Here is a 16,557-nt window from a genome sequence, read left to right on the forward strand (position 1 = left end):
AACGCTCGCACGCTTCTGCCAATTCATGCTGTTGGGGAAGCTTCTCTGCGACGTACTTTCCAGCCTGCCAAACCGCGCCTTGTTTCATCTGTTCATCACCCGCATTCTGACGCTATGAAAACAGCACACTTACGCGGTTTTACCCTGCCGGAACTGCTGCTGGTGATGGTGATTGCCGGCATGCTGAGCGTTGCCGCGCTGCATGGCTGGCAGCGCTGGCAACAGCGGCTGCAACTGCGCGACAGCGCCCAGCAACTGCAGGGATTCCTGCTTCGGCTGCGTGCCCAGGCCAACCGGCAAAATAGCGATCTGGTTTTATGGTCACGGCCTGGCGATCCCTGGTGCATCGGTGCCGGAAGCCTCCCCGTTGCAGGGTGTGATAGCCGAAAACGGCTGCAATTCGTGGCGCCGCACGCTGGCGTTTCGCTCTATGGCATCCGGGGTGAACCGGGCTTCTATGGCCGACGTAATGTGGCCCGGGCGGGTAGCATTGAGCTGGGTAATAGCGCCGGACGAATGCGGCTGATTATCTCGGCCAGAGCCCGTATTCGCCTCTGCATGACGGATGAGGAGACGTGTCGTTGAAAATGGCCGGATTCAGCCTGCTGGAGATGCTGATCGCCTTAGCAATCAGCGCCGTCGTGATGTTAAGTGCTGGCCGTTTTCTGCCGCTGCTGCTGGCAGAGAACGCCGGCGTGATGCAACGGGCGCAGCTGCGTCAGGAGTTACAGCAGATGATGGCGACACTGGAAAAAGCGGTGCGGCGTGCCGGTTATTGTCACGGTGAGTGTGGCAGTGGGGCGCTGCAAATCAGAGAGAACTGCCTGCTGCTGCGCTGGGATGAGAACAGCAACGGTAAATGGGAAGGGGTGAGCTATGCAGAGAGTGACTATTACGGTTATCGCCTGCGACAACAGCAGCTTGAGATGCAGCGAGGTGTTGACCAGTGTCAGTCAGCGGGCTGGGAGCGGCTCTCCGATCCCGCGTTTATGACGCTGGAGCAGTTCAGCGTCAGCCAGCAGGGCACGCAGGTCAGGATAGTGCTGCAGGCACGGGCCGGACGCTGGCTTGAAACGGTGGAGAGCTGGGTTGAGGCAGATAACCTGTGAAGCAGCGAGGCAGCAGCGCTCTGGGCATGGTGTTGATGATTATGGTCATTGGCAGCTTTACGCTGCATGCCAGCCGTAAGATGTCTGAGCAGGGAATGCGACTGCTGGCGGATGAGCAGCAGTTTATTCAGGGTTTCTGGCGGGCGCAGTCTGCGCTGCAATGGGGCATCTCCCTGAGCTGGTCAGCCAGTGAGGCGGCTAGCTGTCAGCAGGATGATCGCCAGGGCTGGCGCAGCTGTTTACAACGAGGTGAAAAGGATGAAGGTCTGCTTAAAGGGGAGGCCAGCGGCAGTGGTATGGCGGTCTGGCAGTGGGTGCGGTTACGGGGCAATCAGATTACCGCGTTGCCGCACGGCTGGATCGATTACTGCCCGCTTACGCCCCCGGCCACCTGCCAGTAAGCGCGGTGGATTCAGCCTGCCGGAAGTGTTGTTTGCTCTGCTGTTAATGGCATTAAGCAGCAGCACGCTGTTGCACTATCATCGCGCACTGGCACTGGGATTCAGCCAGCAGTGGTATCAGCGTGAAGCATGGCGGGTGGCTGAGCAGCAACTGATGGGACATGAGAGTCCCGGCTGGACTTCAATACTGCAACAGCAGAGCGGCCCTTCAGGTTGCACCCTGGATCGGGCTGACGTGACGGGGCCTTATCAGCGCAGTGCCACCCTGACGCGGCTGCGATGTTAACTCTCCCCGGTCGCCCTTTTGATGGGTTTCAACCGCGATACGCGGTAAAGTGACAGAGCCGCAATACCGCAGTCACGTTCTGAGTTATCACAGGAGTTTTCATGTTTCACGTTTATCACTCAAATCAGCTTGATATGCTGAAGATTCTGGCGGCTGAGGTGATTAAACGTAAGCCTCTTGATGATCCTTTCGCCTCAGAAATGGTGCTGGTGCAGAGTCCGGGTATGGCGCAGTGGCTGCAGATGGAGCTGGCGCAAACCTTTGGTATTGCTGCCAATATCGAATTCCCGCTGCCCGCCAGTTTTATCTGGGAGATGTTCGTCCGCGTACTGCCCGACATCCCGGTAGAGAGTGCTTTCAGTAAGACCAGCATGGGCTGGAAGCTTATGCACCGGCTGCCGGAGATGCTGAAGCACGAAGAGTTTGCTTCTCTGCGCCACTATCTCCATGACGACGGCGACAAGCGTAAACTGTTTCAGCTCAGCTCCCGCGTGGCCGATCTGTTCGACCAGTATCTGGTCTATCGTGCCGACTGGCTCAACAGCTGGGAGCGTGGCGAAACCATTGAGGGGCTGGGCGAGGCGCAGCGCTGGCAGGCCGCCCTGTGGCGCGATCTGGTGAGTTATACCCAGGCCCTGCGCCAGCCTGAATGGCACCGCGCCAACCTCTATGCGCGATTTATCCAGACGCTGGATCAGGCGAAAAGCACGCCGGAAAATCTGCCCAAACGGGTCTTTATCTGTGGCATCTCTGCGCTGCCGCCGGTCTATCTGCAGGCGTTGCAGGCGCTGGGACGTCACATCGACATTCATCTGCTGTTCACCAATCCCTGCCGCGATTACTGGGGCGATATTCAGGATTATGCGTTTCTGGCGAAACTACAAAGTCGTCAGCGCCGACGCCATGGTGCTGATGAATCACGCGGACTCTTCCGGGATGCTGAGCAGGCACCGGCGCTGTTTAACGATGCCGGTGAACAGCAACTGACCAACCCTTTGCTCGCCTCCTGGGGCAAGCTGGGGCGTGACAACCTGTTTCTGCTGAGTCAGATGGAGTCAAACGACGACATCGATGCTTTTGTCGATGTGGAGCCGGACAACCTGCTGCACTGTATGCAGCACGATCTTCTCAATCTGCAGGATAACGCCATCATCGGACTGAATGCGGCGGAACTGGCACACAGCGATCAGAAACGCTGCCTGGATCCGGAGGATCGATCAATTGCGGTGCAGGTCTGCCACAGTGCCCAGCGCGAAGTTGAAGTGTTGCAGGATCATCTGCTGGCGATGATGGAGGCCGATCCGACGCTGAAAGCACGTGACATCATCGTCATGGTGGCGGATATCGACGCCTACGCCCCTTTTATTCAGGCGGTGTTCGCCAATTCACCTGCCGATCGCTATCTGCCGTTTGCGATTTCAGATCGCCGTGCCAGTCAGGCTCATCCGGCCATTGTAGCGTTTTTGCATCTGCTGGCACTGCCGGACAGCCGTTTTGTCTCGGAGGATGTGCTGGCGCTGCTCGATGTCCCGGCGCTGGCTTCCCACTTCGCCATTGATGAAAGCGGCCTGCGTTTACTGCGGCGCTGGGTCAGCGAATCGGGGGTACGCTGGGGGCTGGATGATGCCAGCGTAGAAGCCCTGTCACTTCCGGTTACCGGCCAGCACACCTGGCGCTTTGGCCTGCAGCGTATGCTGCTGGGTTATGCGATGGAGAGCCACAACGGTGACTGGGAAGGAATTCTGCCTTATGACGAGTCGGGTGGTCTGGTGGGGGAGCTGGCGGGACATCTGGCCGAGCTGCTCTCCCGGCTTAATCACTGGCGGCAGCTGCTTGCCGAACCCCGGCCACTGGCGGCCTGGCTGCCCATGTGCCGGGAACTGCTCAATGCCTTTTTCAGCCCCGATGCAGAAACCGAGGCCGCCTTGCTGCTGGTGGAAGAGCAGTGGCAGCAATTGATTGAATATGGCATGGATGCGCGGTTTGAAGAGGCGATTCCGGTGGCGCTGTTGCGCGATGATCTGCGTAGCCGGCTTGATCAACAGCGCATCAGTCAGCGTTTCCTGGCGGGGCAGATTAACTTCTGTACCCTGATGCCAATGCGCTCCATTCCTTTTCAGCTGGTCTGTTTGCTGGGCATGAACGACGGCGTCTATCCCCGTACTTTAGCACCGTTAGGTTTTGATCTGATGCAGCAGCAGTCCCGCAAAGGCGACCGCAGTCGCCGCGATGATGACCGCTATCTCTTCCTGGAGGCGATGATTTCGGCGCAGCAGCAGCTCTATATCAGTTATATCGGCCGGGCGATTCAGGATAATACGGAACGCTACCCCTCGGTGCTGGTCACAGAACTGCTGGATTACATTGGACAGAGTTTTTATCTGGACGGTGATGGCCATCTTGAGCTGGATGAGAGTGCCGAACGGGTGCGGATGCACCTGCAGCACCTGCACAGCCGGATGCCGTTTGCCGCCGAGAATTTCCAGCCTGCTGCCAGACTGCAAAGTTTCGCCCGTGAGTGGCTGCCTGCTGCGCGAGGCGCGGGGCAGCCGCAGCCCGATTTTGTGCAGCCGCTGGAGGCGCCGTTAATTGACGCGCTGACGCTGGAGGCGTTCCTGCGCTTCTGGCGACATCCGGTCCGGGCCTGGTTCCACCAGCGGCTTGGCGTGAGTTTCTGGCTGGAGGAGAACGAACTGCCCGACAGCGAGCCGTTTGCGCTCGACAACCTTGAGCGTTATCAGATTAACGCGCAGTTGCTGAATGCGCTGGTCGAAGGCGAGGATACTCAGCGGCTTTATGCGCACCATCGTGCGGCCGGTAATCTGCCTTATGGCGCGTTCGGTGAGCTGTTCTGGCAGGCGCAGCGCGATGAGATGCAGGAAGTAGCGGCAGAAGTGGTCACCCAGCGCAGCGACGGCGAGAGCTGGGAAGTGAATCTGCAACTGGAGCAGGTCAGCTTAACCGGGTGGCTGACGCAGGTTCAGAGTGATGGATTGCTGCGCTGGCGGCCTGGCGTACTCAACATGAACGACGGACTGCTACTCTGGCTGGAACATCTGGTCTACTGCGCGCTGGGCGGCACCGGCAGCAGCCGGATGTTTGGCCGGCAGCAGAGCCGCTGGTGCTTCCTTGCTGTGCCGCAGGCAGAGGCGATTGCTGCGCTGAATGAGTATGTCACGGGGTATCTCGCGGGTATGCGTCAGCCGCTGATGCTGCTTAACAAAAGTGGCGGCGCATGGCTGACCGCCAGCTACGACAAAAAAAGTCAGCAGTTACTGACTGATGAGGCAACCCAGCTTAAGGCGCGTAATCGCCTGCTGACGGCCTGGTCAGGCAACTATCAGCTTGAGGGTGAAGGCAGCGATCCCTATCTGCAACGTCTTTGCCGGGTGCTGGATGAGCCACAACTACAGCAGATAACTGAGGCGGCACAGCGCTGGTATTTACCGGTGCTGGCTGCACATCAGGATGATGAATAGCCGATCAGAAGGCGTTTTTGCTGACTGACTCATTACACAGAAATTTTGCTCTGCTTTGAGCCGCCGCGTCCGACATTGGCGGTTTATCGGGAAACGAGAGGGGTTTACATGCGGGTACACGCACGCTGGATAGCGGCGCTAATGTTAAGCCTGATGGCTTGCACAGCGCAGGCGCAGGCGCAGGAGCAGGCATCATCAGGCTGGCAGCCGGTTAACGACACTATTCGCAAAAGTGAACAGGATCCCCGCCACTATCAGGCTATCCGGCTTGATAATGGGATGACGGTATTACTGGTTTCCGATCCTGTGGCACCGAAATCGCTGGCGGCGCTGACGTTGCCGATAGGATCGCTGGACGATCCCGATCAGCAGGCGGGACTGGCGCACTACCTTGAGCATATGGTGCTGATGGGTTCAAAGCACTACCCGCAGCCCGACAACCTGGCTGAATTCCTGAAAAAGCATGGCGGCAGCCACAACGCCAGCACAGCCTCTTACCGCACCGCCTTTTATCTGGAAGTGGAAAATGACGCGCTGGAACCGGCGGTTGATCGCCTGGCGGATGCGGTGGCTGAGCCGCTGCTGGATCCGGTTAACGCTGACCGCGAGCGCCACGCCGTGAATGCCGAGCTGACCATGGCGCGCTCGCGCGATGGCCTGCGTATGGCACAGGTCGGCGCGGAAACCCTGAACCCGGCGCATCCGGCGTCACGTTTCTCGGGCGGCAATCTTGAGACCCTGAAAGATAAGCCAGGCAGCAAACTGCATCAGGCGCTGCAGGACTTTTATCATACGCATTACTCCGCCAATCTGATGAAAGCGGTGATCTACAGCAACAAACAGCTGCCGGAGATGGCGTCGATTGCGGCTAAAACCTTTGGCCGGGTGCAAAATCATGACGCCAGCGTGCCGGAGATTACGATGCCGGTGGTGACCGATGCGCAGCAGGGCATCATCATCCATTACGTTCCGGCTCAGCCGCGCAAGCAGCTCAAAATTGAATTCCGCATTGCCAACAACAGCGATCGGTTCCGCAGTAAAACCGACACGCTGATAAGCTATTTAATCAGTAACCGCAGCAAAAACACGCTGACTGACTGGTTGCAAAAACAGGGGCTGGCCGACGGGGTGAATGCGGGTGCTGACCCGATGACCGAGCGCAACAGCGGCGTGTTTGCGATTACCGCGTCACTGACTGATAAAGGTCTGGCGCAGCGCGACCAGGTCGTGGCGGCGATATTCAGCTACATCAATCTGCTGCGTCAGCAGGGGGATGATAAGCGCTATTTCGATGAAGTTTCGCATGTGCTGGCGCTCGACTTCCGCTATCCCTCAATTACCCGCGATATGGATTACATTGAATGGCTGGCCGACACCATGCTACGCGTACCGGTTGAACATACGCTGGATGCACCTTATCTGGCGGATCAGTACGATGCCGCCGCGATTAATGCCCGGCTGAAAGAGATGACCCCGCAGCATGCGCGTATCTGGTACATCAGTCCGCAGGAGCCGCACAACAAAAAAGCCTATTTTGTGGATGCGCCTTATCAGGTTGAGAAGATCACTCCACAAACCTTTGCAGACTGGCAGCAGCGCGCCAGCCAGATTACGCTGGCGATGCCCGTGCTGAACCCCTATATCCCGGACGACTTCACCCTGTTACCGTCAGACGGCAAAACGTATCAGCATCCGGTGAGACTGGATAACCAGGATGATATGCGTATTTACTGGATGCCCAGTCGTTATTACGCCAGCGAGCCAAAAGCGGCGATCACCCTGGCGTTACGCAATAAGCACACCATCAGTGATGCCCGTCAGCAGGTGCTATTTGGCCTGAATGACTACCTTTCCAGCCTGGCGCTGGACGAGCTTAATTCACAGGCTTCAGTGGGCGGCATCAGCTTCTCAACGGGTGAAGATGAAGGGCTGGTATTCAGCGCCAACGGCTTCACTCAGCGTCTGCCGACCCTGCTGAAGAAACTGGTGGAAGGTTATGCCACTTTCCAGCCGACAGAACAGCAGCTGGAGCAGGCGAAATCCTGGTATCTGGAGCGGCTGGACGCGGCGGAAAAGGGCAAAGCGTTTGAACAGGCGATTCAGCCGATGCAACTGCTGTCGCAGCTGCCATATACCCAGCGCGAGGCTCGCCGCAAGCTGGTAAGCACACTCTCACTTAAGGATGTTACTGACTATCGCGATACGCTGTTCCGCGACGCGACGCCGGAGATGCTGGTAGTGGGCAACCTCAGTGCTGACAGCGTGACGCAGCTGGGGCATGAGCTCAAACAGCAGATGCAGAGTCATGCGACCCGCGACTGGCATAGTCAGTATGTCTCGATTAAAAAACCGCTGAAAGCCAACCTGCAACAAAAAGGCAGCAGCACCGACTCCGCCCTTGCCGCGCTCTATGTTCCACTGGGATACAGTGAATATCAGAGCATGGCGCACAGCTCCATGCTGAGCCAGATTGTGCAGCCGTGGTTCTACAATCAGCTGCGGACCAAAGAGCAGCTCGGCTACGCGGTGTTTGCCTTCCAGATGCCAGTGGGTCGCCAGTGGGGGATCGGCTTCCTGCTGCAAAGTAACAGCAAGCAACCGGGCTGGCTGTTGCAGCGCTACCAGGCCTTCTACCCGCAGGCGGAAAAACGTCTGCGCAGTATGAGCCAGGCAGACTTTGCCCAGTATCAGCAGGCGATGATCAATGATTTGCAGCAGCGTCCTCAGACGCTCTTTGAGGAAGCGGATCGCTTTAGCCGCGACTTTGATCGGCAGAATGATCAATTTGATACCCGGCAAAAAATGACAGAGCAGGTTCAGCGGTTAACCCCGGCGAGCCTGGCAGACTTTTTCCGGCAGGCCGTGATCGAACATAAGGGCATGGTGATGACCTCGCAGATTGCAGGCACCGGCAATGGCAAAGTTGAGTTTGCCCGTCAGCCTGGCTGGAAAACCTGGAGTGAAGTGGCACAACTGCAGCAGTCGCTGCCGGTAAAGAGTGAGACCCAATGACGCAGTTACCTCCCGTATCGCTGAATCCTTTAACGCTGCCGCTCAGAGGCGAGCGGCTGATTGAGGCGTCAGCGGGCACCGGAAAAACCTTTACCATTGGTCTGCTCTATCTGCGCCTGCTGCTGGGACTGGGCGGTGAAAACGCCTACAGCCGGCCGCTCTCAGTCGAAGAAATTTTAGTCGTGACCTTTACCGAGGCCGCGACCGCCGAATTGCGTGGGCGCATCCGCGAGAATATTCATCAGCTACGTCTGGCCTGTATCCGCGGCAAAAGCAGCAATCCGATGTACCAGTTACTGCTGGAGCAGATTCCGGATCTGAGTCAGGCCGCCGCGCAGCTGCTGGCTGCCGAGCGGCAGATGGATGAAGCCGCCATTTTCACCATTCACGGCTTCTGTCAGCGGATGCTGAATCTCAATGCCTTTGAGTCGGGCATGCTGTTCGAGCAGGAGTTGATTGAAGATGAGCAGGCGCTGCTGAAGCAGTCGGCCGCCGATTTCTGGCGTCGTCAGTGCTATCCACTGAGTCTGGATGTGGCGCGGATCATCGCCGCAGAGTGGAGCGGGCCGGACAGTCTGCTGGCCACGCTGCGCCCCTGGCTACAGGGGGAGTCCCCGGGGCTGAAACGTCCGCCTGCCGCCGATGAGACGCTGGCATCACGGCACGCCCGCAATCTGGCGCGCATCGAGGCCATCAAGCAGCAGTGGCAGGCGCTCAGCGCCGATGTTGAGGGCATTATCACTGCATCTGGCGTTGATAAGCGCAGCTACAGCAGTAAACATCTGCCCAACTGGGTCGCCCGCGTCACGCAGTGGGCCAGCAGCGACACGCTGGATTATCAGCTGCCCAAAGAGCTGGAGCGCTTTGGACAGCAGGTGCTGGAGGAGAAAACTAAAAAGGGTGAAGCGCCGCGTCATTCGCTGTTTGAGGCGATCGATCAGTTTCTGGCAGAACCGCTGTCGCTGCGGGATGTCATCATTGCGCAGGCGCTGACCGATGTGCGCGCCACGGTGCAGCGCGAGAAACGGTTACGTGCACTGTTAGGCTTCGACGATCTGCTCAGTAAACTGGATGAAGCGCTGCAGCAGCCAGGTGGCGTTTTGCTGGCAGAAACCATCCGGGCGCGTTACCCGGTGGCCCTGATTGATGAATTCCAGGATACCGATCCGCAGCAGTACCGCATCTTCCGCACGCTCTATATTAATCAGCCTGAACAGGCACTGTTTCTGATCGGCGATCCTAAGCAGGCGATCTATGCGTTTCGCGGTGCGGATATTTTTACCTATCTGCGGGCCAGAAACGAAGTCAGCGCTCACTACACGCTCGATACCAACTGGCGTTCATCACCTGAGATGGTCGGGAGCGTCAACCGCCTATTTTCTCAGCTCGATTCGCCTTTTCTGTTCTCGGCGATCCCCTTTCAGCCAGTTAAGCCTGCTGCGCCCAATCAGTCGCTGAAACTGATTTTTGACGAGCAGCAGCAACCGGCTTTACGGTTCTGGCTGCAGCCTGGCGAGGGCGTGGGTAACAGCGATTACCAGCAGTTTATGGCACAGCAGTGTGCGGCCGATATCAGCCGCTGGCTGGTGGCCGGACAGCAGGGGCGCGCCCGCCTGGGCAAAGGCGAGGCGCTGCAGCCGGTGCGGGCTTCCGATATCACCGTGCTGGTGCGCAGTCGCAATGAGGCCGGTTTAATCCGCGACGCGCTGAATGCGCTGTCGATTCCTTCGGTCTATCTCTCCAGCCGGGACAGCGTCTACACCACGCCGGAAGCGCGCGAACTGCTCTGGTTACTGCAGGCGATACAGGCACCTGAGCAGGAACGTCTGCTGCGCAGCGCGCTGGCGACCTCAATCTTTGCTATTGATGCAGCAACGCTAGACGCGCTGACACAGAATGAACGCGAGTGGGATGCGCTGGTGGAGCAGTTTGCCGTCTGGCAGCAGCTGTGGCATCAGCGCGGCGTGTTACCGATGCTGCGTGACGTGATGATCAGGCGGCAGCTGGCAGAGAATATGCTGGCCTCGGAGAACGGTGAACGTCGCCTGACCGATCTGATGCATCTGGGTGAACTGCTGCAGGAGGCTTCGGTGCAGCTGGAGAGTCCGCACGCCCTGGTGCGCTTCCTGGCGCAGCAGATTGCCCGGCCAAACAGCCAGGCCTCCAGCCAGCAGTTGCGTCTGGAAAGCGACCGCCATCTGGTGCAGATCATCACCATCCATAAATCGAAAGGACTGCAATATCCGCTGGTCTGGCTGCCATTTGCTGCCGGGTTCCGCGAGGCGGCCAGCGCGCTTTATCACGATCGCGACACGTTCACGGCACTGCTGGATGTGCAGGGTGATGCACAAAGTCTGGCGCTGGCCGAAGAGGAGCGCCTGGCGGAGGATCTGCGTCTGCTCTACGTGGCGCTGACCCGTTCGGTCTATCACTGCAGCGTCGGCATTGCGCCACTGATCAAAGGCACCCGCAAAAAAGAGGGCGAAAGCGATCTGCACAAGAGCGCGCTGGGCTACCTGGTGCAGCAGGGTGAGGCGGCGGATGCGCAGCAGCTCAGTCAGCGATTGAATGCGTTAACCGGTGAAGGGATTGCGCTGGTTGAAGAGGCTCTGCTGCCGGGAGAAATGTGGCAGGATGCGCAGCAGGGCGATGAGGTTTTAAGCAGCCGCGACATTACGCGCGCGCTGGCTGACGTCTGGCGGGTAACCAGTTATTCAGGCCTGCAACAGCATCACAGCTCGCCGCTGCTGGATGCGATGCCCAACTTTGATATTGATGCCGCGGGCGAAGAAGAGAAGGGTGAAGAGGCTGCATTGACACCCCACCACTTTCCGCGCGGAGCGGCACCCGGTACGTTTTTGCATGGTCTGTTTGAGTCGATCGACTTTACCGAACCGCCGGACAGCGTCTGGCTGGAAGATCAGCTGCAGCATAATGGCTATCCGCTGAGCTGGTTGCCGGTTCTGGAACAGTGGATTGACCGGGTCTTACATACGCCGCTCAATGCTGAGGGGCTGACGCTGTCGGCGATAAAAAGCAGCGAACGCCTGATTGAGATGGAGTTCTATCTGCCGATCAACAATCTGCTGACTGCGGCGGATCTTGACGCTCTGCTGCGCCGGCACGACAGCCTCTCTCAGCAGGCCGCCCCCCTGGATTTTCGTCAGGTGCGGGGCATGCTGAAGGGCTTTATCGATCTGGTCTTCCGCTGGCAGGGAAAATATTATCTGCTCGACTACAAATCGAACTGGCTGGGGGATAGCCACGCCGCTTACACGCCAGAGGCGATGGCGCAGGCGATGATTGGCCACCGCTACGATCTGCAATATCAGCTCTATACGCTGGCGCTGCATCGCTATCTGCAGCATCGCCTGCCGGACTACGACTATCAGCGTCACTTTGGTGGGGTGTTTTATCTGTTTTTGCGCGGGATGGATGGCAGCTCGCCGGACAACGGCATTTTCGCCACCCGACCTGCTGAAGCCTTTGTGGAAGAAATTGATGCACTGTTTGGTGAAACCGGGGAGATGTTATGAGTGACATGCTGAGTCTGCTGCTGCAGGCGGTAGAGAAGCGTCTCCTGCGACCGCTGGATATACAGTTTGCCCAACTGGTGGCCCCGGAATCACAGCCTGGGCTGCTGCTCGCTGCGGCCTGCGTCAGCGCTGACGCGGGTGAGGGGCACGTCTGTTTACCGCTGAGCAACCTTTGCGAAGCGAATCTGTTCGCTGGTCGCCAGCCTGCGCTGGCTCAGGCGATCTGGCACGCCGCTGGTGCGCCGGAAGACTGGACAGCACGCTTTGCTGACTGGTCGGCTGTGAGTGATGGCAGCCTGGTTACGCCGCTGGTGCTGAGCAATCAGCGTTTATATCTGCATCGGCTGTGGCAAAGCGAAGGCCGGGTCGCCGACTTCTTCGCTGCGCAGGAAGTGAAAACTGCGTTTGATATGCATGCTGCAGGCGACGTGCTGAACAGCCTGTTTGACGACCAGCCGGAGAACTGGCAGAAAATTGCGGCGGCCGTGGCGCTGACCCGCAAGACTGCGGTTATTTCCGGCGGGCCGGGTACCGGTAAAACCACCACAGTGGCGAAACTCCTCGCTGCCCTGATTCGCCTGAATCCCGGTGCACTGCGGATTCAGCTGGCGGCACCGACCGGCAAAGCCGCCGCGCGACTGACCGAGTCACTGGGCAGTGCACTGCAGGAACTGGCGGTCAGCGACGAAGAACGCCGGCGTTTTCCTGCCGAAGCCACCACGCTGCATCGCCTGCTGGGCGCACAGCCCGACACTCAGCGGCTGCGCTACCATGCCGGTAACCCACTGCACCTTGATGTGCTGGTGGTTGATGAAGCGTCGATGGTCGATCTCTCAATGATGGCAAAACTGATCGCCGCGCTGCCTGCCCATGCCCGCGTCGTGTTTCTGGGCGATCGCGATCAGCTGGCCTCGGTCGAAGCCGGTGCGGTGCTGGGCGACATCTGCCGCTGCACCGAAAGCGGCTACAGCCTGGCACGGGCTGAACAGCTCGCGCTGCTGACCGGCTGCACACTGCAGGGCAGTGACGATGTGCAGGCACCCGCAGTCCGCGACAGTATCTGTCTGCTGCAGAAGAGTTATCGTTTTGATGACTCATCAGGCATCGGCCAGCTGGCAAAAGCGATCAATCGTGGCGATGCAGAGCAGGTCAGGGCGGTGTTTGCTGCGGCTTATGAGGATATCAGTTACCAGCCGCTGAACAGCGCTGACGCTTATCAGGCGATGCTGGATGAGGTAGCCCAGGGTTATCAGCCCTTCCTGCAGTTGATCAGACAGCAGTCGTCGCCCGCAGAAGTGATTGCCGCTTTTGGCCGTTATCAGCTGCTGTGTGCATTACGTGACGGGCCATTTGGCGTGCAGGGTCTGAACCAGCGTATTGAGCAGCGACTGATGCAGCTGCAGCGCATCCGTCGTCCTGGCATGGGCAGCCGCTGGTATGAAGGGCGTCCGGTGATGATCACCCGAAATGACAGCGCGCTCGGCCTGTTTAATGGCGATATTGGCATGACGATGCGGGATGAAGAGGGCAACCTGAAGGTCTTTTTCCCGCTGCCGGATGGATCGATCAAGGCGATTCAGCCGAGCCGGTTACCCTCACATGAAACGGCCTGGGCGATGACGGTGCACAAATCACAGGGCTCGGAGTTTGATCATACCGCGCTGGTGATGCCCACGCAGTTTCTGCCGGTGCTGACCCGTGAACTGGTCTATACCGCGATTACACGTGCACGGCGGCAACTGACCATCTACAGCGAACCCGGCGTATTTCAGCGTGCCGTGCAGCTGCAAACGCAGCGACGCAGCGGTCTGGTGGAGCGACTAGGGGAATCTGGCTGAGAAGAGAGGGGACAGACCACGCGGGGGGGCCTGTCCCTTACGGATTGAATCAGGTGAGATCGGCCATCAACACTTTTGAACGGCGCTGATAGTTATACATCTCTTTTTTACTCTCGGGCAGGGACTCAATATCTACCGGCGTAAAGCCGCGTTCCTGGAACCAGTGGATGCTGCGGGTGGTTAACACAAACAGTTTTTCCAGCCCCATCTGGCGTGCCTGAAGTGCCACGCGTTGCAGCAACATCTCACCGCGTGAAGAGCTGCGATAGTCAGGATGAACCGCCACACAGGCCATTTCGCCAATCTTCTCATCCATAAATGGATAGAGTGCTGCACAGGCGATGGTCAGATTATCGCGCTGAATGATGGTGAACTTATCAATTTCCATTTCCAGCTGCTCGCGCGAGCGACGCACCAGAATACCCTGCTGCTCCAGCGGACGGATCAATTCGAGGATGCCGCCGATATCATTGATATTGGCGCGACGGATCTGTTCTGCCGACTCCATAACGATCTGGGTACCGATACCGTCGCGTGAGAAGAGCTCCTGCAACAGCGCGCCATCTTCCTGATAACTGATCAAATGGCTGCGGCGTACACCGCTGCGGCAGGCTTTCACCGCACCACGCAGGAAGCGAACGGTCCCGGAAAGATAATCGCCTTCCTTTTCAATCTCATCGATACGAGCCTGCGCATCATTCGGGAAAAGCTCGGAGATGATTTCACCCTCGCTGTTCAGCACGCCCTGCTCAGAGCAGAAGCCGATCATTTTTTCCGCTTTGAGTTTAATCGCCAGCTGGGTAGCCACTTCTTCCGAGGTCAGGTTAAAGCTTTCGCCGGTAACAGAAACCGCAACCGGGCCCATCAGCACAATCGCATCGTTATCCAGCTGGCGATGAATAGCCTCTTCATCAATACGACGGATACGGCCGCTGTGACAGTAATCCACGCCATCATCCACGCCCAGCGGCTGTGAAATAATGAAGTTGCCGCTGACCACGTTGATATGCGCGCCCTGCAGCGGCGTGTTGTTGAGACTCATTGAGAGGCGGGCCGTGATATCTAACTGCAGTCGGCCAGCGGCCTGCTTCACTAACTCCAGCGATTGCGCGTCGGTGACCCGGGTAAACTTATGGTAAACCGGCTCCAGCTGCTGCTGAGCCAGGCTGGCATCAATCTGCGGTCGTGCGCCATACACCACGACGAGGCGAATGCCCAGGCTGTGCAGCAGGCCGATATCATTAACGATGCCAGAGAAGTTCTCATGCTCAATCGCTTCGCCACCCAGCATGATGACAAAGGTTTTACCCCGGTGGGCATTGATATAGGGAACGGTATGGCGAAAACCCTGAACCAGTTCGGTACTACGTTCCTTCACGGCCAACCCTCAGTGAATGTTTATTCGTATTTTTTGTATTTTTATGCTTTTACGTCCGGTTTTGCAAGTCTTAATCCTGACGAAAATTTACGTTTTTCTGGGTGTCAAAGCCGCTAACAGCCTGCATTATTTAGGGTTTCCGGGGTGACATCATGCTGCGGATTGGATAAAGTTTTCGCCGCCATTTTAGTAACTGGCGCTTTTTTAGACATTACACAGCAGCTGGAGCGGCATGTCAGACGTTAATTCCCATTTTTCACGCAGACGATTTTTACAGGGGACGGGCGCCTTACTGCTGTTAAGCGTCAGCCGGACAGGGTTGGCGGCGAAGAACCACATTGTGGCGGTGCGTATCTGGCCCTCATCGACCTACTCGCGGATGACGCTGGAGTCCAATGTTGCGCTGAAGTACAAGCAGTTTGCGCTGAGCAATCCCGAACGCCTGGTGATTGATATTCAGGGCCTGCATCTCAATCCGGTTCTGAAAGGGGTAGATAAGCAGGTTCGGGTCGACGATCCCTTTATTAAAAATGCCCGTGTGGGCCAGTTCGACAGCAACACAGTGCGCGTGGTACTGGAATTAAAGCGCAACGTCGCGCCGAAGATCTTTAATCTCTCGCCGGTCGCCGGGATCAATCACCGGCTGGTGGTCGATCTCTATCCGAGCCAGAACCAGGTTGAGGACGATCCTCTGCTGGCCCTGCTGAAAGATTACAACCAGGGCGATCTGGAGAAAGATGAAGGGGTGCAGGCGCCCTTACCCGGCAAAGCGGGGCGCGATCGTCCGATCATTATCATGATCGATCCCGGTCACGGTGGGGAAGATCCGGGCGCGCACGGCAAATATAAGACCCGCGAGAAAGATATTGTGCTGAAGATTGGACGGCGACTCAAAGCGCTGATCGATAAAGAGTCCAATATGAAAGCCTATATGACGCGCAATGAAGATGTCTTTATTCCGCTGCGCGTCAGGGTTGCCAAAGCCCGTAAACAGCGTGCCGACCTCTTTGTGTCGATCCATGCGGATGCCTTTACCAGCCGCGCGGCACGCGGCTCTTCAGTGTTTGCCTTATCAACCAGCGGTGCCACTTCGGCGGCGGCTCGTTTCCTGGCTCAGACTCAGAATGAATCAGACCTGATTGGCGGCGTCAGCAAAAGCGGTGACCGCTATCTCGATCACACCATGTTCGATATGGTGCAGCGTCAGACGATTCATGACAGCCTTAAATTCGGCAAAGAGGTGCTGCATCGCATGGGGCGCATCAACCATCTGCACAAACGCACCGTGGATCAGGCCGGATTTGCGGTGCTGAAAGCCCCTGATATCCCGTCAATTCTGGTCGAGACGGCGTTTATCAGTAATGTGGAGGAGGAGCGCAAGTTGCGAACCACCCGTTACCAGCATCAGGTGGCAGAGGCGATTCTGAACGGCATCAAAGCGTATGTAGAGAGTGGGGCGGCACTGGCCCATCGGTAAGGGAGTGCGGGTAGCCGGGCTATCCGCGCGCTTTTCAGGGC

At 57.9% G+C, this 16,557-nt stretch carries 10 protein-coding genes; 9 read left to right on the forward strand and 1 reads right to left on the reverse strand.

All coding sequences use genetic code 11. From position 1 onward, the window contains the following. Positions 1–114 precede the first annotated feature (114 nt). From OK409_RS17970 to recD, 8 genes are all read left to right on the forward strand, one after another. Positions 115–585, forward strand: a complete 471-nt coding sequence (locus OK409_RS17970) for a prepilin-type N-terminal cleavage/methylation domain-containing protein (RefSeq protein WP_264367293.1) — start codon at positions 115–117, stop codon at positions 583–585. Beyond that, positions 582–1,109 (forward strand): prepilin peptidase-dependent protein, encoded by a 528-nt coding sequence (locus tag OK409_RS17975; protein WP_264367306.1) that lies wholly within the window; start codon positions 582–584, stop codon positions 1,107–1,109. Before OK409_RS17970 ends, OK409_RS17975 begins: the two co-directional genes overlap by 4 nt. Continuing rightward, positions 1,106–1,510 (forward strand): YgdB family protein, encoded by a 405-nt coding sequence (locus OK409_RS17980; RefSeq protein WP_264367294.1) that lies wholly within the window; start codon positions 1,106–1,108, stop codon positions 1,508–1,510. Before OK409_RS17975 ends, OK409_RS17980 begins: the two co-directional genes overlap by 4 nt. A gap of 25 nt (positions 1,511–1,535) precedes the next feature. Then, a complete protein-coding gene (locus OK409_RS17985; protein WP_370513289.1) occupies positions 1,536–1,796 on the forward strand; it encodes a prepilin-type N-terminal cleavage/methylation domain-containing protein in 261 nt (86 codons plus the stop codon). Positions 1,797–1,897: 101 nt separating this feature from the next. Next, positions 1,898–5,275, forward strand: a complete 3,378-nt coding sequence (recC, locus tag OK409_RS17990; RefSeq protein ID WP_264367295.1) for an exodeoxyribonuclease V subunit gamma — start codon at positions 1,898–1,900, stop codon at positions 5,273–5,275. A gap of 108 nt (positions 5,276–5,383) precedes the next feature. After that, a complete protein-coding gene (gene ptrA / locus OK409_RS17995; protein ID WP_264367296.1) occupies positions 5,384–8,287 on the forward strand; it encodes a pitrilysin in 2,904 nt (967 codons plus the stop codon). Beyond that, positions 8,284–11,823: an exodeoxyribonuclease V subunit beta gene (gene recB / locus OK409_RS18000; protein ID WP_264367297.1), complete on the forward strand. Its 3,540-nt coding sequence runs from the start codon at positions 8,284–8,286 to the stop codon at positions 11,821–11,823. The genes ptrA and recB overlap by 4 nt, the downstream gene beginning before the upstream one ends. After that, entirely contained in the window at positions 11,820–13,661 is a 1,842-nt protein-coding gene (recD, locus tag OK409_RS18005; protein ID WP_010671032.1) for an exodeoxyribonuclease V subunit alpha, read from the forward strand. Before recB ends, recD begins: the two co-directional genes overlap by 4 nt. Positions 13,662–13,710: 49 nt before the next feature. Here the strand turns inward: recD and argA are convergent, their stop codons facing one another. Continuing rightward, positions 13,711–15,039, reverse strand: coding sequence for an amino-acid N-acetyltransferase (gene argA / locus OK409_RS18010; RefSeq protein ID WP_010248624.1), 1,329 nt, complete (start codon positions 15,037–15,039; stop codon positions 13,711–13,713). Positions 15,040–15,271: 232 nt separating this feature from the next. On the opposite strand from argA, the gene amiC reads away from it, so the two are divergent. Beyond that, positions 15,272–16,516 (forward strand): N-acetylmuramoyl-L-alanine amidase AmiC, encoded by a 1,245-nt coding sequence (amiC, locus tag OK409_RS18015; protein WP_010248623.1) that lies wholly within the window; start codon positions 15,272–15,274, stop codon positions 16,514–16,516. Positions 16,517–16,557: the final 41 nt, after the last annotated feature.

Source organism: Pantoea sp. RG18 (assembly GCF_025910075.1).
GTDB lineage: Bacteria > Pseudomonadota > Gammaproteobacteria > Enterobacterales > Enterobacteriaceae > Pantoea > Pantoea agglomerans.